At 69.7% G+C, this 26,334-nt stretch carries 21 protein-coding genes and 1 pseudogene; 7 read left to right on the top strand and 15 right to left on the bottom strand.

Annotated elements, in window-relative coordinates:
- Positions 1-633: M56 family metallopeptidase (locus tag MBA17_RS47370; RefSeq protein WP_238505481.1), on the top strand; the 633-nt coding region annotated here is incomplete at its 5' end.
- A 137-nt stretch (positions 634-770) separates the two neighbouring features.
- Here MBA17_RS47370 and MBA17_RS47365 read toward each other — a convergent pair.
- A complete protein-coding gene (locus MBA17_RS47365; protein ID WP_238505480.1) occupies positions 771-2,102 on the bottom strand; it encodes an alpha/beta fold hydrolase in 1,332 nt (443 codons plus the stop codon).
- A gap of 59 nt (positions 2,103-2,161) precedes the next feature.
- Between MBA17_RS47365 and MBA17_RS47360 the strand changes: the two genes are divergently transcribed.
- The gene (locus tag MBA17_RS47360) at positions 2,162-2,713 is read left to right on the top strand and encodes a helix-turn-helix domain-containing protein (RefSeq protein WP_238505479.1); all 552 of its coding nucleotides are present in this window, start codon (positions 2,162-2,164) and stop codon (positions 2,711-2,713) included.
- Between the two features lie 334 nt (positions 2,714-3,047).
- Here MBA17_RS47360 and MBA17_RS47355 read toward each other — a convergent pair whose 3' ends face one another.
- The 3 genes from MBA17_RS47355 to MBA17_RS47345 form a co-directional block, all read right to left on the bottom strand.
- A complete protein-coding gene (locus MBA17_RS47355; protein ID WP_238505478.1) occupies positions 3,048-3,278 on the bottom strand; it encodes a hypothetical protein in 231 nt (76 codons plus the stop codon).
- Positions 3,279-3,399: 121 nt separating this feature from the next.
- Entirely contained in the window at positions 3,400-3,849 is a 450-nt protein-coding gene (locus tag MBA17_RS47350; protein WP_238505477.1) for a DoxX family protein, read from the bottom strand.
- Between the two features lie 147 nt (positions 3,850-3,996).
- Positions 3,997-4,341, bottom strand: coding sequence for a VOC family protein (locus MBA17_RS47345; RefSeq protein WP_238505476.1), 345 nt, complete (start codon positions 4,339-4,341; stop codon positions 3,997-3,999).
- A gap of 79 nt (positions 4,342-4,420) precedes the next feature.
- On the opposite strand from MBA17_RS47345, the gene MBA17_RS47340 reads away from it, so the two are divergent.
- Positions 4,421-5,296, top strand: a complete 876-nt coding sequence (locus tag MBA17_RS47340) for a sigma-70 family RNA polymerase sigma factor (RefSeq protein WP_238505475.1) — start codon at positions 4,421-4,423, stop codon at positions 5,294-5,296.
- A gap of 323 nt (positions 5,297-5,619) precedes the next feature.
- Here the strand turns inward: MBA17_RS47340 and MBA17_RS47335 are convergent.
- The 7 genes and pseudogenes from MBA17_RS47335 to glsA form a co-directional block, all read right to left on the bottom strand.
- Positions 5,620-5,847: pseudogene (locus MBA17_RS47335) on the bottom strand (response regulator); the annotation flags it as partial.
- Positions 5,848-6,066: 219 nt separating this feature from the next.
- The gene (locus tag MBA17_RS47325; protein ID WP_238505482.1) at positions 6,067-6,576 is read right to left on the bottom strand and encodes a sensor histidine kinase; all 510 of its coding nucleotides are present in this window, start codon (positions 6,574-6,576) and stop codon (positions 6,067-6,069) included.
- Position 6,577: 1 nt separating this feature from the next.
- Positions 6,578-8,143 carry an FAD-dependent monooxygenase gene (locus tag MBA17_RS47320; protein ID WP_238505474.1) on the bottom strand — a complete coding sequence of 522 codons (1,566 nt, stop codon included), beginning with the start codon at positions 8,141-8,143 and terminating at the stop codon, positions 6,578-6,580.
- Positions 8,144-8,220: 77 nt separating this feature from the next.
- The gene (locus MBA17_RS47315; RefSeq protein ID WP_238505473.1) at positions 8,221-8,850 is read right to left on the bottom strand and encodes an acyl-CoA-like ligand-binding transcription factor; all 630 of its coding nucleotides are present in this window, start codon (positions 8,848-8,850) and stop codon (positions 8,221-8,223) included.
- 285 nt (positions 8,851-9,135) lie between these two features.
- The gene (sigJ, locus tag MBA17_RS47310) at positions 9,136-10,071 is read right to left on the bottom strand and encodes an RNA polymerase sigma factor SigJ (RefSeq protein ID WP_238505472.1); all 936 of its coding nucleotides are present in this window, start codon (positions 10,069-10,071) and stop codon (positions 9,136-9,138) included.
- Between the two features lie 481 nt (positions 10,072-10,552).
- Positions 10,553-12,175, bottom strand: coding sequence for an MFS transporter (locus tag MBA17_RS47305; protein WP_238505471.1), 1,623 nt, complete (start codon positions 12,173-12,175; stop codon positions 10,553-10,555).
- Positions 12,176-12,187: 12 nt separating this feature from the next.
- Positions 12,188-13,198 (bottom strand): glutaminase A, encoded by a 1,011-nt coding sequence (gene glsA, locus MBA17_RS47300; RefSeq protein ID WP_238505470.1) that lies wholly within the window; start codon positions 13,196-13,198, stop codon positions 12,188-12,190.
- Positions 13,199-13,335: 137 nt separating this feature from the next.
- On the opposite strand from glsA, the gene MBA17_RS47295 reads away from it, so the two are divergent.
- Positions 13,336-14,457: a sensor histidine kinase gene (locus tag MBA17_RS47295; RefSeq protein WP_238505469.1), complete on the top strand. Its 1,122-nt coding sequence runs from the start codon at positions 13,336-13,338 to the stop codon at positions 14,455-14,457.
- Between the two features lie 28 nt (positions 14,458-14,485).
- Positions 14,486-15,133 (top strand): response regulator, encoded by a 648-nt coding sequence (locus tag MBA17_RS47290; RefSeq protein ID WP_238505468.1) that lies wholly within the window; start codon positions 14,486-14,488, stop codon positions 15,131-15,133.
- 210 nt (positions 15,134-15,343) lie between these two features.
- Here the strand turns inward: MBA17_RS47290 and MBA17_RS47285 are convergent, their stop codons facing one another.
- Both MBA17_RS47285 and MBA17_RS47280 read right to left on the bottom strand, forming a co-directional pair.
- Positions 15,344-20,809 carry an ATP-binding protein gene (locus MBA17_RS47285; protein WP_238505467.1) on the bottom strand — a complete coding sequence of 1,822 codons (5,466 nt, stop codon included), beginning with the start codon at positions 20,807-20,809 and terminating at the stop codon, positions 15,344-15,346.
- 440 nt (positions 20,810-21,249) lie between these two features.
- Positions 21,250-21,714: a MarR family winged helix-turn-helix transcriptional regulator gene (locus MBA17_RS47280; RefSeq protein WP_238505466.1), complete on the bottom strand. Its 465-nt coding sequence runs from the start codon at positions 21,712-21,714 to the stop codon at positions 21,250-21,252.
- A 133-nt stretch (positions 21,715-21,847) separates the two neighbouring features.
- On the opposite strand from MBA17_RS47280, the gene MBA17_RS47275 reads away from it, so the two are divergent.
- On the top strand, positions 21,848-23,287 hold the full coding sequence (locus MBA17_RS47275) for an MFS transporter (RefSeq protein ID WP_238505465.1): 1,440 nt from the start codon (positions 21,848-21,850) through the stop codon (positions 23,285-23,287).
- 255 nt (positions 23,288-23,542) lie between these two features.
- Here MBA17_RS47275 and bla read toward each other — a convergent pair whose 3' ends face one another.
- Together bla and MBA17_RS47265 are read right to left on the bottom strand one after the other, a co-directional pair.
- Complete coding sequence (bla, locus tag MBA17_RS47270; RefSeq protein ID WP_238505464.1) at positions 23,543-24,490, bottom strand: class A beta-lactamase; 948 nt, start codon at positions 24,488-24,490, stop codon at positions 23,543-23,545.
- 269 nt (positions 24,491-24,759) lie between these two features.
- A complete protein-coding gene (locus MBA17_RS47265; RefSeq protein WP_238505463.1) occupies positions 24,760-25,344 on the bottom strand; it encodes a TetR/AcrR family transcriptional regulator in 585 nt (194 codons plus the stop codon).
- A 71-nt stretch (positions 25,345-25,415) separates the two neighbouring features.
- Here MBA17_RS47265 and MBA17_RS47260 point away from each other — a divergent pair, with 71 nt between their 5' ends.
- Positions 25,416-26,240, top strand: a complete 825-nt coding sequence (locus MBA17_RS47260) for a class I SAM-dependent methyltransferase (protein WP_238505462.1) — start codon at positions 25,416-25,418, stop codon at positions 26,238-26,240.
- Positions 26,241-26,334 lie beyond the last annotated feature (94 nt).

Here is a 26,334-nt window from a genome sequence, read left to right as displayed (position 1 = left end):
TCCAGTGGAGCCGTGCTGATCAGAGCCCGCGCTGAACGTCGGCGCCACGCCGAGGCGCTCGCGCTGCTCGGACGGCACGACGGACGACTCGGCGCACTCGTGGTCGACTACGAGGAGCGGATGGCCTACTGCCTGCCCGGGAGAAACGGCCAAGCCGTCATCACAACAGGCGCGTTGCGCTCGCTGGCCGCCGAGCAGGTCGCCGCGGTGCTCGCCCACGAACGGGCACACCTACGCGGACGGCATCACCTCGTCCTCGCCGGCGCGGAGACCCTGGCCCGCGCATTTCCCCGGGTTCCGCTGTTCGAACGCGCGCGCACGGAGATCGCCCGGCTGATCGAATTGCTGGCCGACGACGTCGCGGCCCGCCGCCATCCGCGGATCCACCTCGCAGCCGCCCTGGTCAGCCTGGCCACCGGACGCGTTCCAGCGTTCGCCCTGGGCGCGGGCGGCGCCACGGCCCTCACCCGTGTACGGCGCATGCTCTATCCCGGCGCCCCACTCGCTCGCAGGGAACGCCTCGCGGGCCTGCTCGCCGTCGGCGTACTGTTGTCCGGACCTGCCACAGTGGCCGCCGCGCCAGGCATCAGCGCCTTCCTCGCCCACCACTGCCACTCCCTCTTCACCTTCTGACGCGGCCGACGGGAGCTGAGCAACCCCCACGAACCGGATGGGATGAGGAGTGATCGAGCCAGGCCGCGATCACCTGCTCGACATCGCACGCCGGTGATCGTGGTTGTGCCTATCGTTCAGGTGCCAAGTCGGTGTGGTCAGCGCTTGAGGCTGGAGACGAGCCGGGTGATCTTCCCTTGGCGGGGTGCCAGCCAATCGGCGATGTCGGCGACCACGGCCGCATCGACGTGCTGGGGCGACCCGTAGTCCGCGGGTGTGGACGGCCCTGTGCCGGAGAAGAACATGTGGTCGTCGGCGTCGTAAACGCGGATGGTGACCTCCGGCCGGTGCGCCAGGCCCGCCTGCCACCGCGACAGATCGTCTTTGACGGTCACCTGGTAGTCGCGGCCGCCCTGAAGGATGAGCATCGGCTTGTCCAACGCGGCCGCGGTCGCCACGGGGTCGTAGCCGCGCAGGTCCAGCCAGTACGCTCCCGAAAAGCCAAATGGCAGGTCCGCGGTGGGAGTGGCGGCCGACAGGTCGGGGCTGTCGACGAGTGCGGCCTGTCGCGTGATCGCCTCGACGGCGGCCTGGGCGGCCGGGCCGGGGTTGACCGTGGCGAGGTGGCGGACGACGCGCACGGCAGCGTGATGCATGGGCTGGGTGTCACCGGCCAGGAGCACCAGGCCGGCCACGGATGGCTCGGCGGCGGCGACCCGCGGGGCGACCTTGCCGCCCATACTGTGGCCTACGACATACACCCTCCCGGCATCGACGGCCGGGTGGCGCTGGAGCAGGTGGATGGCGGCGACGGCGTGCGGGATGTACTCCTCGCTCATCGTGAAGTCGGGCCTTGCGGCCACCTGGTCAGCGTGGGTGCAGGTCACCTTGTCGAAGCGCAGCACCGCCACGCCGCGGCCGGCCAGCCCCCAGGCCAGGTCCTTGAGCGGTTTGTTGGGGCCGCTGGTGCCGTCACGGTCGAACGGTCCGCCGCCGCCGAGCAGGACCACGCCAGGCCACGGGCCGCGCCCGCGCGGCAGACTCAACGTCCCGGGCACGGCCAACTCACCGGCTCCCACGATGACCTCGTGCTCGTCGAAACTCTTGCGGCGGGCATAAGGCGGCGGCGTCCATTGCTCGGTGAGCGCGGGCGCGATCTGCAGGCCCTGCAGCAGGCCGGTCTCGTCGACCGACATGACCACCGTAAGCTCGGCGCGTTCGTACGTCACCGGGACGCTCACCCGGACCAGCCCTGCCTTCCCCGTTGCGGCCGCCCAATTCTTGGGGGCCGGCTCACTGATCGGCGCCCCGACCGCGGAGATCGCCCCGATCCTTAGGATCTGACTCTCCCAGGCAACTCGCAGCGTCTCAGCAGACACCATCGCTCGCAGCGGCGGGGCGAACATCTTCTCGATGTCCGCGAAGCGTCCATTCCGCGCCATCTCGACGACCGCCGTGGCGATCGCCGCCGGGTCCGTTTCCATGGTCATCCCGATGCCAACCTTTCTCATTTTATGCGAATGGTAGCATGATATGAGAAAGTTGCATCGTGGACACCTTGGAACTACTGGCACATCCGGTGCGGCTGCGGATCGTGCACGCGATGCGCGGCGGGCGGGCACTCACCACCGCTCAGCTGTGCGCCCGCATCCCCGACGCCTCGAAGGCCATGGTCTATCGGCACGTCGACCTACTCGCAACCAGCGGAATCCTGGAAGTGGCCGACGAGAGGCGGGTGCGTGGCGCGGTGGAACGCCGCTACCGGCTACGCCACGACCGGGTCGTCGTCGACGCCGACGCGGCCGCGACACTGTCACCCGACGATCACCGGCGTGTATTCGCCACGTCGATGGCCGTCCTGGTCGCCGAGTACAACGCCTACCTCGACCGCGACAACTCCGACCCGGCGGCGGATCTCGTCGGCTACCGGCAGCACGCCGTCTGGCTCAATCGCAGCGAACTGGAAGAAATGATCAGCGAGCTGCGTCGCGCGATTCTGCCCCAGCTGGCCAACCAGCCGGCACCGGACCGCGCACAATACCTGCTCAGCCCGATCTTCTTCCCGATCGAACAACCATCCGCCGACCGCGAGACCGATTGAAGCGCCAGCGACCCACCGAACCCCGACACCCCTGGCCGGCGGATGCTCTCGTCACGCCGTGAGGCAGCTGCGCGCCGGCCACCTGGAACCGCAACCGGGCAGCGATCAACTCCTGGCCCACCTGGTGCCGAACCAAGAAGCGCTGCTCCGCCCCCTCGGCACCGCTCGAGAGAGCCGGAGTAGGCGCACGCCGGGAGAGCTGTGTGACCTGCGCGGATGACCTTATCGGCAGGTGTGGATTGTGTTTAGGTGTTGGATGAGAAATTTTCGAACGAGCGCCTTTACACCACGGCGCGATCGTTATCTGTAGGTACGCAGGCGCTTCCCGCGGTGGTCAAGCCGCGTAGGTGTTGTGGTGCGGCCAGTCGCCGGTCTTCGACTTCCCCCTGAAAATGGCCCGCAGAGCGACCCGGGCCTGCCCCGGCAGGGCGTCCTCATCCACTGGAGTGCCGCTCGCCTTGTGAATGCTCACCGCGCCCACGAGGTCGTCGGAGCCTCCGCCGTACCCGTAGGTCACGGTCTCCTCGGTTTCGGCGGTCTTGATGATGAAGATTGAAAGTCCCATTTCTCACTCTCACGGCGGCGGCCACCGCCCGCTCAGCATCACCTACGCAGGTCACAACAAGATCAACGCCGTTTGGGGCTCGTTCTTACCGGCACCCCTCATTCGCCTAAGGCGAGCAGCCTCACGCGCGTTGGGGCGCGCTGGGCACGGCGTCTGCTCTGGCCGGTTGCCGCGGGTGTAGGAGTTCGCGCCAATCGGCCGGCCAGTTCACCAGGGCGAAGAAGATCATAATCACCAGGTTGGTGGGGGCTGCGACGCGTTCGTAGAGTTCGCTGCCGGCCACGATGTGCGTAGTGGTCGCACCGGTGAGGACAAGCATGAGGATAGCGGCGCCGATGAACTTGAAGCGTTTGCGGGGAATGACCAGCAATACGGCACAGACGCCCTCGATGGTACCGACCACGAAGCGAAACCAGGACGGGTAGCCCCACTCGACGAACTTCACGGAATATGCCGGGCCGAAAAAGGTGGGGCCGGGCCAGAACTTCGTGACGAAGCCCATGAAGAACGTGAAGGCCACGAACCAATAGAAGGCGGTGAGCAGCCGTCGCGGCCACACGCGGGTGGACATGATTGTTCCCTTCTAGGCTGTCTTCCAGGACGATCGCGGCGCGGGGCCCCCGCGTCCTGCGCCGTTCGGCTCCATATCCCGGGCAGGACAGGGCCGTAGGGGTCACCTCCGTCAGGCTGAGTGGCATCACGGGGGTGGCTCGCGTTGTCAGGCCGGCTGGATGAGGCCGATGACGTTGCCGTCCGCGTCTGTCACCGAGGCGACCAGTTTCCCTCCGCCGACATCCTTGACCTCCTGCAACGGCTGGGCGCCCGCCTCGAGGAGCGCCTGCACGCCGGCCTTGATGTCGCTCACATGCCAATAGGCGACAGGGCTGGTCATTCCCTTCTTGTGGCCCTCGGGGTCCAGGCCGATGTCCTGGCCTTCAACGGAGAAGCCGACGTAGTACGGCTCGTCCATGTACGGCTCGACGCCCAGCAACGCACTGTACGTTGCTCTGGCGCCGGCGAGATCCTTGACCGGGTAGATGATCGTTTTGATGCCTTCGATCACGACGTACTCCTGTGGTGGTCACATCAGCGATGTTCTGCGGGTCATAGACATGACACGACGCGACGAAGGAATGTGACCGATGAATGATCACGAGTTTCTGGCCGGCCGATTCGAGGACCACCGCAGTCATCTGCGGGCGGTGGCCTACCAGATGCTCGGGTCACTTGGCGAGGCCGATGACGCCGTCCAGGAAGCCTGGCTGAGGCTCAGCCGCTCTGACACCAGCAAGGTGGAGAACATGGGCGGGTGGCTGACCACGATTGTCGCCCGCGTTTCGCTGAACATGCTGCGCTCACGCAACACCCTGCGCGAGGATCCCCTGGAAACGCTGACCTCGGCCCCGGTCGGCGACGGTGAAGAAGCGAGCGACCCGGAGCAGGCTGCGATCGTGTCGGATTCGGTCGGGCTGGCGATGTTGGTGGTGTTGGACACGCTGGCTCCTGCCGAGCGGTTGGCTTTCGTGCTGCACGACGTCTTCGCCGTACCGTTCGACGAGATCGCCCCTATTGTGGAGCGCTCCCCGGCAGCGGCCAGGAAGCTCGCCAGCAGGGCACGCCGCCGGGTCCAAGGAGCGACCCCACCTCCTGACGCTGACCTCCTTCGGCAGCGGGAGATCGTGGGAGCGTTCCTCATAGCCTCGCGGGGCGGCGACTTCGGTGCGTTGCTCGCGTTGCTGGACCCGGACGTCGTGCTTCGCGCCGATCGTGCGGCCGTGCTGGTGGGAGCATCCGGTCTGGTCCGCGGCGCTTCGGCGGTGGCCGGGACCTTCTCCGGCCGTTCTCGTGCCGCAAAACTGGCACTGATCGACGGGGTCGCTGGTGCCGTATGGGCACAGGGCGGCCAGCCACGAGTGGTCTTCGGTTTTACGATCTCCGGCGGGAGAATCACCGAAATCGACCTGATCGCGGACTCCGAGCACCTCCGAGAACTCCGCCTGGTAATCATCGAAGCCTGACGGTTGGCGCCGGCTACCGCCGCGTATCCGCAGCTTGATGACCAGTTCGGGCGCTGCGGATCAGGTCGGCTTCGACGCGAGCACGCAGAATCGGCACGACAGTCTGGATCATCGGCGCGCTGCTCGGCCCCGCCGGGCGACTGACAACCAAGCACGCTGTGCGCGATCCGCACAGCGCGCTGCTCGGCCCCGCCGGGCGACTGACAACCAAGCACGCTGTGCACGCCCTGGTTGTACGGGCTGTCGCCCGCGGCGGCCCGGTGGACGGCCTCCAGCAGTTCGCCCGGCGAGGTGTCCTTGACCAGGAAGCCGCAGGCTCCGGCGGCCAGCGCCGGGTAGAGGTGGTCGTCGTCGAAGGTGGTGAGCGCGACGATCCTGGTCAGGGGGCGAGCGGCCAAAATCCGCTGGGTGGCGGCGATGCCGTCCATTCCCGGCATGCGCAGGTCCATCAGGATGACGTCAGGCAGGAGCCGCTCGGCGAGCCGTACCGCGGCCCGGCCGTCCTCCGCCTCGCCCACCACGCCGACACTGTGGTCGGACTCGCACAGCATCCGCAACCCGGCGCGAACGAACTGCTGGTCGTCGGCCAGGAGCACTCTGATCATCACCACGCGCCGACCGGTTCGCCCGCCCGTGACGGCCTGACGCCGGGCACGGCGGGCACGGCGGGCACGGCGGGCACGGCGGGCACGGCGGGCAGCGTCGCCGACAGCCGCCACCCCGGCCCGGCCGCCCCGGCCCGGAACCTCCCGCCCAGCAGTTCCACCCGCTCACGCATCCCGATCAGCCCGTGACCGCCCGCGAGCCTCGGCCGCCGGGTCGTGGTCGCTACTGGAGGCCACTCTCGCCCGGCTCCGTCGCTGACCGCCGGCGCGAGGCTCGGCCGCCGGGTCGAGGTCGCCGCCTCGGGGCTCGGCGTCTGGAGCGCCACCGTCGTCGACGATCTCCAGAAGGAGCGTCTCGTCCTCGACCCGTGCCGTCAGCCGGACCCGGGTGGCGGGGCCCGCGTGCCGGGCCACGTTGGTGAGCCCTTCCTGAGTCAGCCGGAGCACGGTCAGCGCCCGTACGGCGTCCAGGCGGCCGATCGACGTGTCGAGTTCCAGATCGACCAGCACGCCGACCTGCCGGGCGCGGGCGGCCGCCGCCTCCATCGCCGGGATCAGCCGGCCTGAAGGGACCTCAGCGTGTAGATAGGCGAGATGGCGCTCCGGCATATCGACCGCCGTGGTGAGGTAGCACGGTCGGCCGGTCTCATAGACCAGCGCTCTACGCCGCTTCACATCATTTGGGTGCGGGCGGGTCGATGACCCCGAACCACCGCTGCATGGTTCGCCCGAGTGCTTCCAGCTCCGCGGAATCTGGTTGTGGTGATGCGGAGGCCCAGGCCACGTAGCAGTCCGGTCGGAGAAGTAGTGCGGTGGGCGTGGGGGTCTGGATGCGTGCGGTGACGATATCGACTTGGTCGTGCCACTCGGACAGCGTCGCCGCCAGCGATGCGTCCTCGGTCAGGTCCAGCAGCAGGGGCCGGGCGGTTCTGGTCAACTCCGCCAGCCGGACCGTCCCGTTCGGGGTGTGCAGTTCCATGTCCGGGGCGAACCGGCCGACCAGCGGGTGCGTGTCGGGTCCGCCCATGTCGTAGCGGGCGTCGGCGCCCGCCGTAAGTTCGGCGAGGCGCTGCACGGTGTTCCGGTCGCGGAGCAGTTCGGTGAACAGTTCGCGCAGCCCGGTGACGTCGCTACCCGGGGCGATGAGCACCGACTGCGCCTGCGCGTTCATCACCATGCGGCGGGCGACAGCTCGCCGCTCGTTCTCATAGCTGTCCAACAGGCCGGGCGGGGCGCTGCCGCGGAGCTCGGCGGCGAGTTTCCAGCCGAGGTTGATCGCGTCCTGCAGGCCGAGATTGAGCCCGGGCCCGCCCGCCGTGGCGGCGAACACGTGGGCGGCGTCGCCGATCAGGAACACCCGGCCGTCGGAGAATCGTTCGGCGACTCGGGTGTTGCCGCCGGTCAGCCGGCGCAGCACGTGTGGCCCCTCGCCGCCGGGCGGGTCAAGTGGCACGTCGACGCCGAGCACGCGGCGGATGCTCGCCCGCAGCTCGTCGAGGCTCATCGGAGCGTCGGTCTCGGGCTGGTCCCACTCTGTGACGTTGACCAGCGGGGGGTGGCCGGGCAGCGGCGCGTAGGAGAATCCTCCGTGCTCGGTGCGGTGGGGCAGGAACGGCAGAACAGCGCCGTAGCCGGGCACGTTCAGCGCGCCGGTGGCGGGGTCGACCCACTTCGCCGGGACCGTCGCGTGCGCCGACCGGAGAGTCATCCGGTCGTAGGTGACGCCGGGAAAATCAATGCCCGACAGCTTGCGCGTGACGCTGTGGGCTCCGTCCGCGCCGACGAGGTACCGGGCCCGCAGCCGGTACGCCCCATCGGGACCCGCGACCTCGGTGGTGACCGTGTCGTCGTCCTGTGACAGGCCGACGACCTCGTGTCCCCGCCGGATTTCCACGCCGAGCTCGAGGGCGCGCTCCTGCAGGACCTGCACGATGCGGCGCTGCGGCACCGGCAGTGCATAGATCGGGCTGTCCTCCAGCAGGCTCAAGTCCAGACCCATCGCGGCGAACATGAAGTACGCGGAATTCGGCTGCGGCTGCTCTGGGCTACCGCTGAGACGTTCGTGCAGCCCGCGGCGGTCGACCATTTTCACTACCTGGCCGAGCAATCCGTTCGCTTTCGGTTCCTCGCTCGGCTCCGGTAGCCGCTCCAGCACGACTGGGCGGGCCCCTGCCAGGCTCAGTTCACAGGCCAGCATCAGCCCGTTCGGGCCGCCTCCGGAGATGACGACATCTGTGATCATCGAAGGTTCTCCTTTGTTCGCACGGGAAAGGGCACGACGGATCGGCCTGTCCCGGCAAAGTCAGTTTGCGCGGGTACTTACGGGACGGGAAGGCCCGCGGCGAGCTGGGCGAATACCTCGCGCAGCAATTGAGCGAGCGGGGTGGGCGGATCGGCACGCAGGCAGTGCTCCAAGGCCACGGCGCTGCCCGCCCCGACCACGGCCGCGACGAGTTTCGGGTAGACGTCATGTGCCACGTCGGTGCCAGTGCGCTCGGCGACGGCCTTGGCCAGCTCATCCTGCGCGGCCGCGTTCGCCTTGAGGACCTCGCCCTGCAGCGCCGGCTCGGCCAGCAGGAGCCGGAGCGCGTCCCGCCAACGCCGGTCGTGGGGAGACTCGCCACCTGTTTCGGCTGCCGGCGCGAACTGGGCCTGCACCGCACTCATGATCGAGTCCCACAAAGGCTCGGTGTCCGGCCGCGCCCGCACCTCCTCGGCGATCCGCAGCGTGCGCTCAAGATGGCCGGCGGCGATCGCCTCAGCCTTGCTGGAGAAATAGTTACGGAAGGTGCGCACGGATACGTTCGCCGCCGCGGCGATGTCCTCCACCGTCACGTTGCCCCACCCGCGCTCGAGGCACAGGCGGATCGTGGCCTGGCTCAGCGCGACACGGGTCTCCCGCTTCTTGCGCTCCCGCAGACCGATACCGACATCCTCGCCAGTCGTCATGTCCACCACGATAGCAAAACTTGCCAAGAATGCAAAAATGCCGTTTGGGCAAGATAATTGGAGCTGAGTGTGCTCAGCCCGGTGGACCGAACCGGATGGTCCATCCGACCGCCGCTCTGCGCCGGCGTGCCGGCCTGTACCCGGGCCGCCGCGCCTCCGCGCTCACCCCCAAGCGCTCGCTCACGGCTGAGCGCCGGAGGTGCGGCGGAAGGTGTGCGGGCTGACGCCGGTGGTGCGCTTGAAGCGGTCGCGGAAGGCGGTGCCATCCCGGGTGAGCCGCACGCGTCAGCCCGTCGTCCACAGCCGGAGCTTCTCGGGGTTGCGTACGGCCCAGATGTGCTTGATCCGGTCGCCTGCGACGTCGAACGCCATCACCATCACGGTGACGCCGTTTTGCTGGGCGATCAGGCCGGGCTGACCGTTGACCGTACGTTCCAGGATCGTCAGGTCGGGCGCCCTGCCGGCGATGTCGACGGCGTAGCGCGCGACCTGCTCCCCGCCTTCGATCGGGCGGAGCACGGCGCTGACCAGGCCACCGCCGTCGGCGATCGCCGTGGCGTCAGGGTCGAGGAGGCCGATGAGGGCGTCGATGTCCTGGGCTTCCCAGGCCTGCTTGAAGTCCCTGATGATGCCGGCCTGCCGTGCCGTCGGAGTCGCGGGAGCCTGCGACGCGCGGATGCGGCGACGGGCCGAGGAGGCCAGCTGGCGACAGGCCGTCGGCGTACGGCCGACGATCTCGGCCACTTCGGCGAAGGAGTAGCGGAAGACGTCGTGCAGGATGAGCGCGACGCGCTGGGCCGGGGTCATCGACTCGAGCACGACGAGGAACGCCATGGTGATCGACTCGTCGAGGGTGACCCGGTCGGCCGGGTCGGCCGTGGCGCCGCCCGGCCGCCCATTGATCCACTCCCTGCGATCGGGCAGCGGCTCCGGGATCCATTCGCCCACGTAGCGCTCCCGCCGGGCCCGTGCCGAGCCGAGCAGGTCCAGGCAGATGCGCCCGGCGACCTTCGTCAGCCAGGCTCCGGGCGATTCGATGGCCTCCCGCTGCTGTTGGGACATGCCGTACCAGCGGGCGTACGTCTCCTGGACGACATCCTCGGCGTCGGCCAGGGAGCCGAGGAGCCGGTACCCGAGATTGATCAGCTGACGCCGCTCACTCATGATCGCGCTCAAGCTCGGGTCGGTCCGGCCGCCTGCCGGCTCGGATGGGGTGGTCATGGTGTCGCCGGCTCCCTTGGTCGGATCTGCCCTCACCCGTTCGACGAGACAGCGCAGCGAACTGTGAGGGTGACGTGTCGCCTCACATTCCGGCGGGGTTGTGTCGTCGTACCGCTGATACGAACACGGTGGAGCACCGAGGGCCGAAGTTCACCCCGGGGTCCGCCCCCGCGATGACGAACGATCGCGGTCGATTCGTGAACGCCCTGGAAGAAGCGCTCGATCCGGCCTTCGCTCAGGATTCACCCGGCCGACAGTCCCGCACCGAGAAGAAGTCGAACGCCGTGGAATTGAGTCGGCCAGCCATCGGGTGAGTCCGCTGGGCAGGCGGGTGGCCAGTTCCGTACCGTTCACCAGGAGCGTCAGGCCGAGCCGGCACGAGGGCAGCAAGGTCTTCGCCATCACTCTCGCCGATCTCAGGTGAAACACCGATGGGGAACGCCAATGGGGGGAAACAACCGGCAGGCTCCTTGGGCTGATCTCAGAGTTTCTGCGGGGAGGGGTCGGGGATCTCATGCGGCCTGTACTTCGGGAGCCTGTTGGCCGGCACGATGGCCAGGGCACTGATGACGGCCAGGATGAAGAGGCCGAGTTTGAGCGCGTCGAGGCGGGCGTCAGTGTTGATCATCACGAAGGCGTCGACCTGTTCGGGGGTCGCGGCTGTGCCCGCCAAAGCGGCGCGAAGCTGGTCGTTGCTGATGAAGTCCTTGTTGTGGAGGTCGATCTCCTCGGCGAGCTTCGCGGGCAGGGCGAGGCTGATGATGGCCCGTCCGATGTTCCACGTCAGCAGGGTGGTGAGCAGGGCGCCGGCGAAGGCGGTGCCGACCGCTGAGGCGAGGTTCTGCGTGGTGCCGCGGATGGAGCCCACGTCGCCGGCCAGTTCTTTGGGCGCCGCGGTCACCAGGACGTTGAAGACGAGCGTCACCAGGGCGCCCTGCCCGATCCCGAAGACGATCAGGCCGAGGATGGTCGGCAGGGTCTCCCAGTTGTTCGTCACGACGAACGCGAGCCAGGCGAGCCCGGCCGTGGTCAGGCCGAAGCCGGCGACGCCGATGGCACGCGAGGTGAAACGGCCGTAGAAACGGACGACCAGCGTCGCGGTGACGAAGACGGTGAGGTTGAACGGCATCATCGCGATGGCGGTGTCGAAGGGGGTTCGTCCCTGCACGATCTGGATGTAGACCGGGACGGTGAAGTTCAGCGCCCCTTCGAGAACGACGACGACGAACATCGCGTAGACCGCCGCCCGCTCGCTCGGCGACCCCAGCACGGTCAGGCTCACCAGCGGGACCTCGCCCGCCTCCTCACGACGTCGCGTCCAGACGAAGAAGCACTGGCCGAGCACGATGCCGAGCACGATCAGCAGCAGCGCGGGCGACAGCCCGAGTGCGTCGAAGGGCGCGTCGGGCGAGGCCGTCAGGATGCCCCAGGTGCTGAGGTTGTTGAAGCCCAGGGTCAGCAGCACGACCGCCAGACCGATGAGCACCGCGGCGACCACGTCGATCTTGATGTCGGGGTTGCCGCGGTCCGAGCGCAGCCGGAAGCTGAGCAGGAACACGGCCACCGCGATGACGAGCACGACGAGGAACACCGGCCGCCACCCCACCAGGGTCCCCAGCGCCCCGCCGATCAGGAACGCGCTGACGCCCGACAGCGCCCGGGCGGAGCCCAGCGAGCCGATCGCGGTGGCCTGCTGGACGCCGTGATAGTTCTCGGCGATGAGCGCGACCAGCGACGGCACGATGATCGCCGCGCACGCGCCGGCCAGGCCCTGCGCGGCGATCACCCATCCGACCGACGGTCCGAAGATCATCATCAGGGAGGACACTGCGAATACGGCCACCACGACGCGGAACAGATACACCTGCCCCACGCGCTGACCGAGCTTCGCACCGACCATGACCAGGGCGGCGACGACCAGGCCGTAGACGACGATCGAGGTGCTCGCGACGGTCGGCGCGACGTCGAACTCCTCGACGATGCCTCCCAGCGAGACCGGCAGCGCCGCGACGTTGAACGACATCAGTACCTGGGCGAGGAACAACCCCACCATCGGGATCCAGGAGGCGCGGGCCTCGGCCGGGATGGCGCCTTCGGCGGTCAACGGACGGCCTCTCTAGTTGTGTACGGCGGACGCGAACACGTTCAACCCGAGCGCCCGTGAGAGGAAGGCCGTAGCGATCTGCCCCCGAACGCTGTTCCCCGCGGAGTCGAGCCGTGGCGAGAACACCCCGATGCCGGCCTTGCCGGGCGAGACCGTGACGATCCCTCCCGACACACCGGACTTGCCCGGAAGCCCGATCTCGAACAGCCACTCCCCGGACCGCTCGTAGAGCCCGGACGCGGCGAGCACGGCAAGGGTGTCGCGGCAGACCTCGGCGGACACCACCCGCTCCCCCGTCACCGGGTTCACCCCGCCGTCGGCGAGCGTGCCGCCCATCACCGCGAGGTCTGCCGCACTCACCCGCAACGCACACTGCTTCGTATACACGTCGACCACGGCGAGCGGATCCCCCTCGATACGCCCATAGCTGTCCAGCAACCGCGCGATCGCCTGGTTACGCTGGTTCGTCGCGGCCTCGGAGCGGTAGACCTCCTCATCGAGCTCCAGCGCACGGCCCGCGAACCGCGACAACCCCTCCCGGATCGCCTCCCACCGTTCCTTCGGGCCCTGTCCCGGGATCAGCGCGGTGGTCGCCAACGCGCCCGCGTTGACCATGGGATTCATCGGGTGACCGTCGTTGAGCTCGATGGCGACGACCGAGTTGAACGCCAGTCCCGTGTTGTTCACGCCCACGCGGTCACGCACGACACCGTGACCGAGATCTTCACACACCAGGGCGTAGACGAACGCCTTCGAGATCGACTGGATCGAGAACTCGACCCCGGTCTCACCCGCATGATGCAGGCCGCCGTCCGTCTCGGCCACACTCACACCGAACCACTCCGGGTCGGCCTCGGCCAGGGCCGGGATGTAGTCGGCGACCTGTCCGCTCCTGTCCGCGCGGGCGTAGCCGTACGCATCGACGACGAGTCGGTCAACCTGATCCCACCCGGGCAGCACACCGGTGGAAGCGCGTTGCTCAACGTCCGTCATGTCGGCGACCATCGCCCCCGAAATCCTCACCTTACAGATCGTACCGATATGAACACGAACAGTGCATCAACCGCGCCGGGAGCCCGTCGAACGGCTGCGGCCGGCAATCCCGGGACCGTACTTTCGGCCGGTACAGGCCGGCGGAGCCCTGCCCTAGCCTGAACGCCGTGGGTGTTCCCGATCGGCTCAAGGCGGCGGCCGACGTCGCGCTCGGCGTCGTGCTGGCGGCGGCCGTCGCGTTCCAGGCCTACCAGGTCGCCGATGTCTGGGGCGCCGGCTATCAGCTGTTCGGCGCGGCCGTCGGCACGTCGCTGTGCGTGCTCGTCCTGGTGCGCCGCCGCGACCGGCTGTGGACGGCCGTCATGGGCCTGACCGTGATCGCGCTCGCCGTACTCGTCACCCGGATCGTCCACCTGCCCGCCGAACCCGGCCCCGCCACGTCCCTGGGCCTGGCGGTGCTCGTCGGCTCCGCGGTCAGGAGGCTGCCCGCGATCACGGCCCGCGCGGTCGCCGCCGCGGGGCCGGCCGTGATCGCGGGCAGCGTCCTCGCCAACCCCGGCTCGGCCGTACCGGTGCTGGGCGGCCCGGCCATGCTCGCCGCGTTGGCGACCGGGCTCGCCCTCCGGCTCCTCGCCGCCCGCCGCCACGCCACCGCCGAGCGGGTACGGCGCGCCGAACGCCTTGAGCTGGCCAGGGAACTGCACGACGTCGTCGCCCACCACATCACCAGCATCGTGCTCCAGGCCCAGGCCGCCCAACTCGTCACCGCCAAGCACCCGGACAGGACCGCCGGTTCCCTCGCCGACATCGAAACCTCGGGCTCCGAGGCCCTGACCGCCACCCGCCGCGTGGTCGGCCTCCTGCGCGACACCGCCACCAGCCCCGCGGGCCACGAACGGCTCGCCGAACTGATCGAAGGCTTCGAAAGCCACGGCCGGCGGGCGCGCCTGAAACTCGCCGCTGAGCCGGACGGCTGGCCGCCCGAGGTGAGCAGCACCGTGTACCGCGTCGTGCGCGAGTCGCTGACCAACGTCTCCCGGCACGCCCGGCACGCCCGCGCGGTCACCATCGACATCACCCAGGACGAGGAGACCGTCACGGTCGTGGTCAAGGACGACGCCCCGCAGCCGGCCGCCCGCCGCTACCGCCACGACGGATACGGACTCATCGGCATGCGGGAACGCCTCGAAGCCCTCGGCGGCACCCTGACCGCCGGCCCCGGCCCCGGCTCCGGCCCCGGCTCCGGCTGGACCGTCCGCGCCACCGTCCCCACCGGGAAACGCCGATGACGCCGTCCGCACCCGTGCGGGAGCGGCCGTGACCATCCGGGTGCTGCTGGCCGACGACCAGGCGATGATCCGGGCCAGCCTGCGGATCATCCTCGAGGACCAGCCCGACATCACCGTGGTCGCCGAGGCGGGCGACGGTGTCGAGGCGATCGAGCAGGCCCGCAGGACGCGCCCGGACGTGTGCCTGGTGGACATCCAGATGCCCCGCCTCGACGGGATCGAGGTCGCCCGCGCGCTGGCCGGGGCCCCGCCCAGGGTGGTCATGGTCACCACGTTCGACCTGGACGAGTACGTCTACGGCGCGCTGCGCTGCGGCGCGGTCGGATTCGTGCTGAAGGACGCGGGTCCGCGCCTGCTGGTCGAGGCCGTACGGGCCGCGTACGCAGGGGACGCGCTCATCTCGCCGTCGATCACGCTGCGGTTGCTGCGCCACCTCGCTGATCGCGGGGCCCGGGCCAGGGCCCGCGTGCCCGCGCAGCCCCTGTCCGCGCGGGAGACCGAGATCGTCCGGGCAGTCGCCAGGGGCCGCACCAACCAGGAGATCGCCGACGAGCTGTTCATCTCGCTGAGCACGGTCAAGGGGTACGTGTCGGGCATCCTGATCAAGCTCGGTGTACGCAGCCGGGTCGAGATCGTGGCCTGGGCCTGGGAGAGTCGCCTGATGGGCACGGAATGAGGCGGGGCCCGAGGCCCTGACCCGAACGCGGCTGAGGCAATTCGGTCGACGTTTCAGCCTTCGCCGCGGTAGGCGCGCAGTTCGCGGCGCGCCTATCACGGCTGTGGCGGCTGCTCCATCCGCCGATCGAGTTACACGTCGATCCGGTAGTCCTCCAGTGCCCTCTCAGCCCCAGCCCTTCCCGAAGGGAGCGCCGGGGCCGGGGTGGGGTCAGCGCCGACGGGACTCGATGGCCTCGATGATCCGTGGGCGCAGTTCCGCGGCGCGGATGACGGCGTCGACGGAGCCGACCTCTACCGCGCGCTGGATGTTGTGCACACGGTCGAACTCCGTCGCCACCTCGCCGAGCTTCTCCGCGCGGACCGACGAACGGAGCTCGTCGAGCTCCGCGGTCAACGCGGCACGGTCGGTGCCGGTGGCGGCCGTGACGCGGGCCTCCAGGTCCAGCACGCGCGGGTCGGCCGCGGTGCGGGCGGTGACGTCGCCGGAGAACACCACGGCGGCGGCGGGGGCGCCGCCGAGCACCGAGGCGAACGAGCCTTCCAGCGCGAGCACGGTCATGTTCGGGTTCAGCGCCTTCGAGAACACCACGAACGCGCCTCCGTGGTACCGCGAGATCACGCAGAACACGATCGGCCCGCGGAAGTTCACGATCGCGCGGCCGATCTCGGCGCCGTATTCCAGCTGCAGCTTCCGCATCGATTCCGGTGAGCCGTCGAAGCCCGACAGGTTCGCCAGCACCACCAGCGGCCGGTTGCCGCTGGCCGCGTTGATCGCCCGCGCGGCCTTCTTCGACGACCGCGGGAACAGCGTGCCCGCGGTGTAGGTGTCCGGGCCGTCGGTGGGCGGGAAGCCGCGCCGCGGGACCGCCTGTGACTCGATGCCGAGCAGGCACACCGGCATGCCGCCGAGATGTATGTCCTGCACCGCCGCGGTCTCCGCGTCGGCCATGCCCGCCCAGCGTTCCAGCACCGGGTGGTCCTGGTCGGAGAGCGCCCGCATCACGGTCCGGATGTCGAACGGCTTCTTGCGGTCCGGGTTGGCCTCGGCGGAGAAGATCTCGCCGACGGTGGTGAACTCGCTGCCCGCCACGGCATGCGGGAAGCCGGAGATGTCGCGGTCGACGGGGTCGGTCGTCTCGCCCCGCCGCGGCGCATCCTCGCCGGGTGCGACGTACGTGTGGTCGTAGTACGACATCAGCACGTCCCGCGCGGCGGCCAGGTTCGGCGCCCAGTAGTGCGCCTGCCCGTTCGGGCCCATCACCCGGTCGTAGCCGCCGATGCCGAAGTTGTCCTCGGCCGACACCCCGCCGGAGAAGTCGAGCGACTGCTTGCCGGTGAGCACCATCGCCGAGTCCGGCGTCATCACCAGGATGCCCTTGGTGTGCATGAGCATCGTCGCCTCGGCGTTCCAGTACGGCTGCGCGCCGACGTTGATGCCCGCGACCACGATGTTGATCTCGCCGCCGTCCTGGGTGAACTCGACGATCCGCTTGAGCGCCGCGGCCACCCAGTCCATGTTCTCCGTGCCCGACTCCATGGAGATCCGGGCTCCGGCGGACAGCGCGTACCACTCCAGCGGCACCCGCATCCGCTCAGCGAGGTCCAGCGCGGCGACCACCCGGCGGCACTCCGGCTCCGACAGCGCGCCGAGCGACTTCGTCGGGTCGCCGAGCAGCACGACCCTGGTGACGCCCTCTGGGTACCTCCGGGTCGGCGTGGTGACCACGCCGGCGACGATCGCGGCGGTGTTGCGTCCCTTCGGCCGGTCGACCGGCACCAGCGCGTGGTCGTCGTCGAGGTCGTGCTCGACGAAGTCGCCGAGCCGGGCGGTCAGCTCGTACGGGTACACCGTGTTGCGGCTGTTCGCCCGCTGCACCTTCAGCCGGTAGTCGTCGAGCGGCTCGACCGGCTCGTCCGACGGTTCGCCGACGGTCAGTTCGGGGCCGCCGGTGGCGTCGAAGGAGATGCGCACGGCGATCTTGGTCAGCTCGCCGGTCTTCCGGTCGCGCTGCCGCGCGATGAACAGGATCTCCTCCAGCCCGGCGCCCGCGGTCGTCGGCAGCACGCGCCCGGCGATCATCTCCAGCTCCGCGCGGGTGATGTCGCTCGGTGGCCAGACGTAGACCACGATCCGGTTGGTGTTGAAGCGTTTCTTCGACGGTCGCCGCGACTGCGCACGCCGGATCGAGTCGAGGCAGGTGGCGATGGTGTCCTCGGCCGTCGGCAGCGCGACCAGCCTGCCGTCGTGCTCGCGCAGTTCGGTCAGGTCACGCACCTGTGCGAACGCGACGAGGCGGTCGTCGGAGGGGTTCTCCCGTGCCACGCACTGGAAGAGGTAGACCTCCTCGTCCGACGACGTCAGCCGGGTGAGGTCGAACTTGCTCAGCCGTTCCAGCTGCATCCGCTGCGCGATGTACGGGTGCAGGCCGCGGATCAGCCGCTCCTCGGCCATCCCGGTGGTCGACGGGCGGAACGTGAAGTGGTGGTGCATGACCGCGCCGCGGCTGCCCGCGACGGTGGCGGTGAGTCTGCGGACCTGGTTCGGCAGCGGGTGCGCGCTGACGACCTCGTGCAGCGCGGCCGCCATCGCGTCGGAGTCCTCCGGCTGCGTCCCCCAGGCGAGATAGATGTCGGCGTCGATGGCGTCCTCGCCGCTCGCCAGCTCCGCGAGCCCGCTCAGCGCGCTGCCCAGCGCCTCGAAACTCACCGCGGAGGAGACCACGCACGAGCCCGCGCGCTCGGCGACCACGAACGTGCAGCCCGCGACCTCGCTGGTGCGGACGCCGGTGAGACCCTTGTTGCCGTAGTAGCGCCGGGTCAGCACTTCCAGCATGATCGCGTTGTCCAGGTCATCGCGGATCAGCCGCTGGCCGAGCAGTCGCACCAGCGGCTCGGTGCTGCGCACCATCTCGGCGATGCGTTCGGCGCGATCCGGCGCGTCCGGGTGCGTGTCCAGGTGGCGCAGGTGCTTGCGGACGTCGGCGTAGACGCGGGCGCGGTTGCGGCGCAGCAGCGGCTGGCCGAACCAGGCGAACACCACGCCGCGCGCGAGGTCGGAGACCACGGGGAAACGGACCTGCGTCGCGGCCACCAGCCGCTCCAGCACGAGACCGGCCGGCTCGCGCAGCGTCTCGTCCGGCGCCGGCTCCCGCAGCCACGCGCGCAGCAACTTCGTGACTACCGTGGCGTCGGCGGACGCGCGTTGCTGGGCGAGGAAGATCCGGAACACCGCGGCTTCGAGCTCAGGGGAGGACTCCAGCTCGGTGACGCCGTAGTGCCCGAGCGCCTTGGCGAGCTTGGCCTGGAACGCCTCCGGCAGCCCGGCCCGCTCGACGTCGAGGCTCTGCAGGTAGGTGTGGAAGTATTCGCGGGCGCTGTGCACGTGGCCGTCACCGCCGCCGTCCTCACCTGCCTGCCGGTTGCGGCTCAGCTCGGCGAGGTCGGCGAACACGTCGACGAGTTCGAGCTCCTCGGCCAGCGTCCGGTGACCGTCCTCGTAGGCCGCCCGGCGTGCGGCGAGGTAGTCGTCGAGCACCCGGCGTTCGTCGTGCGGGTCGACGTCGAAGCCCAGCAGCAGGCTGCGCAGATCCTCCTGGCCGCGCGTGCTGCGCTCCCGCACCGGGATCCTCCCCGGCGCGGCGGGCAGGTCCAGCTCGACGGACTGGGCGGCCTGGGTGTCCTCGGTCTCGGCGTCGTCGTCGGCGAGCGGCTCCAGCCGCAGCAGCGGTGCACCGGTCTCCACCTGGCTGCCCACGGACACGACGCATTCCTTCACCCGCGCCTTGAACGGCGCCCGCAGCACCGTCTCCATCTTCATGCTCTCCAGCACCAGCATCGGCGCGCCCGCCTCGACCTCGGCGCCGGCCTCCAGCGGCGTGGCGACGACCAGCGCGGGCGCGGGCGATCGGATGACGCCGCCCTCGTCGCGGCTGACCCGGTGCGTCACGCCGTCCACCTCGATCAGGTGGGTGGGCCCGTGCGTGCCGGTGAGCAGACGGTACCGGGTGCCGTTGACGATGATCTGCCCGGTGTGCCGGTCGAAGCGGTCGAGTTCGACATCGGCGGTGCGGACGTCGTCACCCGCTTCGACGCCCACCCGGAACCGATGCGCGCCGACCCGCGCGACGCGCGCGCGGTAGCCGACGCCACGCAGTTTGAGGTCCAGCGGCCGGCCGCTCTCGTGCTGCACCTGCGGGCGTCCGCCGAACGCCGTCGACAGCAGCCGCTGCCGCTCGACGCGCTCCTCCTCCTCGTACGCCTCGATGGCGGCGGCCGCCAGCGCGACGGCGGAGTGCCGGTGCGAGACGAGCCTGCCCTCGCCGCGGACGCGGTCGATCCAGCCGGTGTCCGCGCTGGCGTCGATCACCTCGGGCTGGTCGAGCAGGTCGAGCACGAAGCTCTTGTTGGTCGCGCCGCCCTCGATGATCACCGTGGTCTGCGCCATCGCCCGGCGCAGCTTGCCGAGCGCCTCGTCACGGTCGCGGCCATAGGCGATGATCTTCGCGATCATCGAGTCGAAGTCGGCGGGGATGGTGTCGCCCTCGCTGACGCCGGTGTCCACGCGGATGCCCGGCCCGGCGGGCAGGTCCAGCCGCGCGATGCGGCCCGGGGAGGGAGCGAAGTCGCGGTCGGGGTCTTCGGCGTTCAGCCGGGCCTCGATCGCGTGCCCGCGCTCCACCGGCGGCTCGCCTTCGAGCCTGCCGCCTGATGCCACCCGCAGCTGCGCCTTGACCAGGTCGAACCCGGTGGTGGACTCGGTGATCGGGTGCTCGACCTGCAGGCGGGTGTTGACCTCGAGGAACGCGAACAGCTTGTCGCCGGGGTGGTAGAGGAACTCGACGGTCGCCGCGCCGCGGTAATCGACCGCGACGGCCAGCCGTTCGGCCGACGCCTTGAGCTCGGCCGTCTGCACCGGGCTGAGCACCGGCGACGCCGACTCCTCGATGACCTTCTGGTTGCGCCGCTGCACCGAGCAGTCGCGGACGCCGAGCGCCCACGCGGTGCCCTCGCCGTCAGCGATCACCTGGACCTCGACGTGCCGGGCGCCGGTGACCAGGCGCTCCAGGAACACGATGCCGCTGCCGAACGCCCGCGCGGCCTCCTGGCTGGTGCGCTCGTAGGCGTCGGCGAGCTCGGCCTCGTTCGTGACCACGCGGATGCCGCGCCCGCCGCCGCCCGCGGTCGCCTTCAGCATCAGCGGATAGCCGATCTCGGCCGCCGCCGTCAGGGCGGCGTCCAGGGTCTCGACGGCGCCGCGGCTCCACGGCGCGACCGGCACGCCGACCTCCTCGGCGAGCAGCTTCGCGCCGATCTTGTCGCCGAGTTTGCGCATCGCCTCCGCGCTCGGCCCGACGAAGGTGACTCCGATCTTCTCGCATAGCTCCGCGAACGCCGGGTCCTCTGCGACGAAGCCCCAGCCGACCCACGCGGCGTCGGCTCCGGTCTCCACCAGGGCACGCTCCAGCGCCTTCAGGTCGAGGTACGGGCGCGCGGACGCGGGACCGAGGTCGTAGGACCGGTCCGCTTCGCGGACGAAGGTGGCCGTGCGGTCGACGTCGGTGTGCAGGGCGACGGTCTCGATCCGTGTCCCGGTCTCCGCGGCGAGCTCCCGGACGGCGTGGATGAGCCGCATAGCGGCCTCACCACGGTTGACGATGGCGACACGACTGAACACCCGACCAAGCCCTCCTGTAGACCAACGATATGCGCGCCGCGACACGGCGCCCCCCGGCAGTGTTCACCCTTCCGTCCACCGGCTGGCAGCGCCATGTCTCAGACAGCGCATGCTACGCGGCTCCAGTTGTGGAAAACGACCAAAAGCCATCGGCCGCACGCGCCTGACCAGAGCAGGTGCGAACGAAGTAGTGGCCCGCTTTGCCACACTTCGACCGCAAAACAGACTCAATGCGGATTTTAGTACCTGCCCGGCCGGCCGCTGGGGTTCTGCTGAGCAGCGAGTGACTTCCCAGGCTCTCCCGCTCAGCGCCGACGAGGCCGACGGGCCGCTAGTTGGGGGGCCGCGGCCACCAGGTCGTCGAGGCCGCCGGACAGGATGGCGCGCACGTTCGATGGAGTGAACGGCGTCCGAACGGCCGGCGACGTCAGCGAGCCGGCCTACACGCCCGCGCCACCACCCTGAGCCGTGGAGTACGGCGAGCCGTCCGGGCGTGGCCAGGGCCGCCCGCCGAGGCGTTCGACGTCGGTGTTGAACCGCCGGAGGAAGGCGGCGAAGGCGGCCACCTCCTCAGGCGTCCAGTCCACCAGCACCTTCTCCAGGCCGTTGATGTTCCTGGCGCGCTCGTCGTCGAGGTGGCGCTCGCCCGCCTCGGTCAGGCGGAACTTGCGGGCGATGCCGCCTTCCGGATCGGCGATGCGCTCGGCCAGGCCGCTGCGCAGCAGGGCCGAGGTGTGCCGGTTGAGGGTGGAGACGTCCAAGCCGAAGGCCTCGCTGAGTTGCCCGATGGACATCATGCCTTCCATCCTGATGCGGCTGAGCAGGATGTACGCGCTGCGATCGAGGTGACGGTGCCGGCCGAGCAGCATCGTCTCGTACTCGATCAGGTGCGTCGGTTTGTCCATGCCGGTCCTTCTCCGTTGGCTGCGCGTCAGCATATCTACCACAACAATGTGCATCCCCCACAACATATGCATGTAACACACTATGTGTAGAGTGCACAGCGCTTCCACTGTCGAGAGTAAAGGGGGGGTCCGCGTGGACGACCCCACGTCTACCGCCCGTCCCAACGGCATCGTCACCGTGATGGCGGTGGCCGGCATCGTCGCCTCGCTCACCCAGACCCTGGTGGTGCCGCTGATCGGCGAACTGCCGGCCATCCTGCACACCAGCGCCTCCAACGCCTCGTGGGTGATCACCGTCACGCTGCTGGCGGGCGCGGTCACCACGCCGGTGATGGGACGGCTCGGCGACTTGTACGGCAAGCGCCGCATGATGCTCGTCTGCTCGGTGCCGCTCATCCTGGGCTGTGTGATCTGCGCGCTGGCCGGATCCCTGACTCCCATGATCATCGGGCGCGGACTGCAGGGCATGGGCATGGGGATGATCCCGCTGGGCATCAGCGCCCTGCGCGACCTGTTGCCATCCGACCGTCTCGGCCCCTCGATCGCGCTGATGAGCTCGTCCATGGGCATCGGCGGCGCGCTCGGCATGCCGATGGCGGCCGCGGTCGCCGAGTACGCGAGCTGGCGCGCGCTGTTCTGGAGCACGGCCGCGCTCAGCGTGCTGGTCGCGGTGCTGATCCGGCTGCTGGTGCCCGCCACGCCCGCCACGGCCAGGGGACGCATCGACGTGGTCGGCGCGCTCGGCCTGGGCATCGGCCTGGTGTGCCTGCTCATGGGCGTGTCCAAGGGCGCCGACTGGGGCTGGGGCAGCGCCACCACCCTCGGGCTGCTGATCACCGCGGTCATCGTCCTCCTGGCGTGGGGCTGGTGGCAGCTGCGCGCCAAGGACCCGCTGGTCGACCTGCGCGTCACCGCACGACCACAGGTGCTGCTCACCAACCTGGCCTCGATCGTGGTCGGCTTCTCCATGTACGCCCAGTCGCTGATCGTCATGCAGATTCTGCAACTCCCCGCCGCCACCGGCTACGGCCTCGGCCAGTCGATGCTGGCCGCCGGCCTGTGGATGGCCCCCTCCGGCCTGATGATGATGGCCGTCTCCCCGATAGGCGCGCGCCTGTCCGCCGCCCGCAGCCCCAAGGTCACCCTGATCGTGGGCAGCCTCATCATGGCCCTCGGGTACGGCTCCTCCATGGCATTGCTCGGCTCCACCTGGGGACTGCTGATCGTCTCCTGCATCTGCACCATCGGCGTCGGATTCGCCTACGGCGCCATGCCCGCCCTCATCATGGGCGCGGTCCCACTGTCGGAGACCGCCGCCGCCAACAGCTTCAACACCCTGATGCGCTCCATCGGCACCACCGTGTCGGCCGCGGTCGTGGGGCTCGTCCTGGCTCAGATGACCACACGGTTCGGCACCCAGACGCTGCCCTCCGAAGCCGGCTTCCGCACCGGCATGCTCATCGGCTGCGGCGCCGCGCTCGCGGCCGCGGCCGTCACTCTCGCCCTTCCGACGCGCCGGGACAAGCACATGGCCGCTCACGCCAAGTCCCCCGCCACGGCCGCGCACCGCTGAAGGAGGCGCGGACCAGGCCGGCCGAGCGCGTCCCGGGGGACGGCGCAGCGGACAGGTCGGCCCGCTCTCCCCCGCGCATCAGGCAGGGACGGCCCGGCCCTCCGCGCGGCCCGGGAACGCCCGCAGCGCGTAGCTGCTCGCCTCCGAGAAAGCCGTTGAAGTTCGAGCAGGGTGGTGCACGGGTGGCCTTATGGCCGGAAACGCGAGACGCCCCGTGGGGGCGAGACGTACGATCTTCGTCCCCCCGACTGGAGATCAGAGCTTGCCGAGCCCGCGGGCCAGGATGGTGGCGGTCTTCGCGATGGCCTTGTTGTCGGTGGCGAGGCCCGGGGAGCGGTTGGTGTAGATCGCCATGATGATGGGAGGGGCGCCCTTCTCGGGCCAGATGACGGCGATGTCATTCCCGCCGCCGAATCCATCGGAATTCGTGCCGGTCTTGTCGCCGATCGTCCAGGTCTTGGGCAGGCCGGCGCGGATGCGCTCGCCGCCGGTCTTGTTCGCGATCATCCAGGCGATGAGCTGCTCCCGGTCCTTGGCGTGCAACGCCTTCCCGGTCGTGAGCACGCGCAGATCGCGGCTGATGGCCGCGGGCGTGGTGGTGTCGCGCTTCTCCTTGGGGGTCCAGTCGTTGAGTTCGGGGTGCCAACGGTCCAGACGAGAGGCCGGGTCCTTCAGCGTACGGAAGTACTTCGTCATGCCGGCGGGCCCGCCGATCTGCTTGAGCAGCAGGTTGGACGCGGTGCCGTCGCTCATGGTGATGGCCGCCTCGCACAACTGGGCGACGGTCAGGCCGTCCTCGACGTGCTTCTCGGTGACCGGCGAGTTGGGCTTCATGTCGGCGGCAGTCCACTTGATGCGCTTGTTCATCAGGCCGGGCGCGGAGGTGCGCGCCTTGAGCAGTACGGCCGCGCAGAGCGGCGCCTTGAAGGTGGACAGCAGCGGGAAGCGCTCGCCCGCCCGGTACGTCAGCGTCTTGCCGGTGGCCGTGTCGATGGCGTACGCGCCGATGCGACCCTTGAAGGACTCCTCCAGCCTGCGCAGGTCCCTTTTGACTTGAGCCTCTCCCGGGACCGCCGTCGGCGCCGCCACCACCGTCGCGGCCGAGGCTGTGCCCGCGCCGAGAGCTCCACCGGACAGGAAGGAGATCGCCAAGGCCGTCGCGGGCAGCGCGGCCGCGAACCGGCGGGCGCGGAAGTGTCGCATGTCAAAATCCTTGCTGGTCGTCTGTCAGAGAGCAGGAGCAAAGCAGATGTGATCAGGCGATGTCTAATAGCGATAGTGGAAATCGATGGATACCGGTTTCTCTATGATTCCTGGTCAGGCAGCCGCATCTCCCAGACCGGCCCCGACGCCCATGACAGCGCAGACCCGGCCACTGCGGCAGCTGAGGGGACGCCGCCGTTGAAGGCGTTCGAGCGAACAGCCGGGTGGGCCACGCGCACCAGAAAAGCCCATTTCCCCGGGTGCGGTTCTTACACGACGCCGGCGATGACCGTGGTCACCATCTTGCCGACGGCTTCAGCTTCCGGCGGAGTGCCTTTCCGATCGGCGAACAGCAGGTGCGCTGCCCCGATCAGCGTGGGAGCGAGGGTGTCGATGTCGGCATCTGCCGCGACACGGCCCAGTGCGCGCTCGGCGGCGAGATAGGAGGCGATCATGGTCGTCGCCTCCGTCAGGAGCGGCACACCGGCCGGTCTGGCCTGGCGCAGCCGGGCGCGCAGGTCATCCCGGGAGATGATGAGGCCGACGATCGCCACAGCGACCGACTCGAAGAGGACCCTCAGCGAGCCGGTGAGGTTGCCGGCGACGGTGCCCGTCCCGGCGCACTCGCGCAGGGCGGCGGCCTGGCCGTCGATCCGAGCGATGCGGTCCAGCACGAGCTCGGCGAGGAAGGCGTCGAAATCGGCGAAATGCCGGTGCAGGACACCCTTGGCGCAGCCTGCCTCAGTGGTGACCGCCCGGCTGGTCAGCGCGCTCGGCCCGGCTCGGAGCAGGACGCGCTCGGCGGCGTCGAACAACTGCTCGCGCGCGTCGCGAATGGCCACCCCCGTCGGCACCGTGCATCTCCTTCTGTCGGGACGGCCCCATCCGATTGACGAATGGGCAAACGCCCATTCATAGTGGGCACATGGTCACTATACCGCCGGAGCAGGCGCGTCTCTCCGAACGCGAGCCCCATCGACACCGGCAGATGGCGGAGTCGTTCGGCTCGGACCCCGCACGCTACGACCGAGCCCGGCCCCGCTACCCCGACGCCATGGTGGACGCGATCGTCGCCGCCAGCCCCGGGCCCGACATCCTCGACGTCGGCATCGGCACCGGCATAGCGGCCCGGCAGTTCCAGGCGGCCGGCTGCGGTGTGCTGGGCGTCGACGTCGACGCGCGGATGGCCGAGTTCGCGCGCCGCAGCGGGATCGAGGTCGAGGTGGCGGCGTTCGAAGCCTGGGACCCCGGCGGCCGGGCGTTCGACGCGGTCGTCTCCGGGCAGACCTGGCACTGGGTGGATCCGGTCGCCGGCGCGGCCAAGGCCGCCCAGTCCCTGCGGCCCGGTGGCCGGCTGGCCGTTTTCTGGAACGTGTTCCAGCCTTCGCCCGAGGTGTCGGAAGCGTTCTCCGGGGTCCATCGCCGGGTCTTGCCCGACTCACCGCGCAACCCCTGGGCGATGTCCGACCCCGACGGGTACACGGTGTTGTCCGACAGGGCGGCCGACGGGATGCGACAGGTGGGCGCGTACGGCGAGCCGGAGCAGTGGCGGTTCGGCTGGGAGCGGGTCTACACCCGGGACGAGTGGCTGGACCAACTGCCCACCGGCGGCGATGCCAGCCAGATCCCGCCGGCCAAACTGGAAGAGCTGCTGGCCGGCGTCGGAGCCGCGATCGACGCGAAAGGGGGCAGGTTCACGATGCGTTACACAGCCGTGGTGATCACCGCAGCGCGAACCGACGCCCTCTGATCCGGCGGCGCGTGCCCGCCGGCGGGCACGCGCCGCCGACAGGGAGCACCCCTACCAAAGAGACGCTTCGCCGCATCGGGTGAAGGATGTGATC

The sequence above is a fragment of the Dolomitihabitans soli genome, from assembly GCF_022213955.1.
Classification (GTDB): domain Bacteria; phylum Actinomycetota; class Actinomycetes; order Streptosporangiales; family Streptosporangiaceae; genus Streptosporangium_A; species Streptosporangium_A soli.
This window is presented reverse-complemented; position numbering and strand designations above follow the sequence as displayed.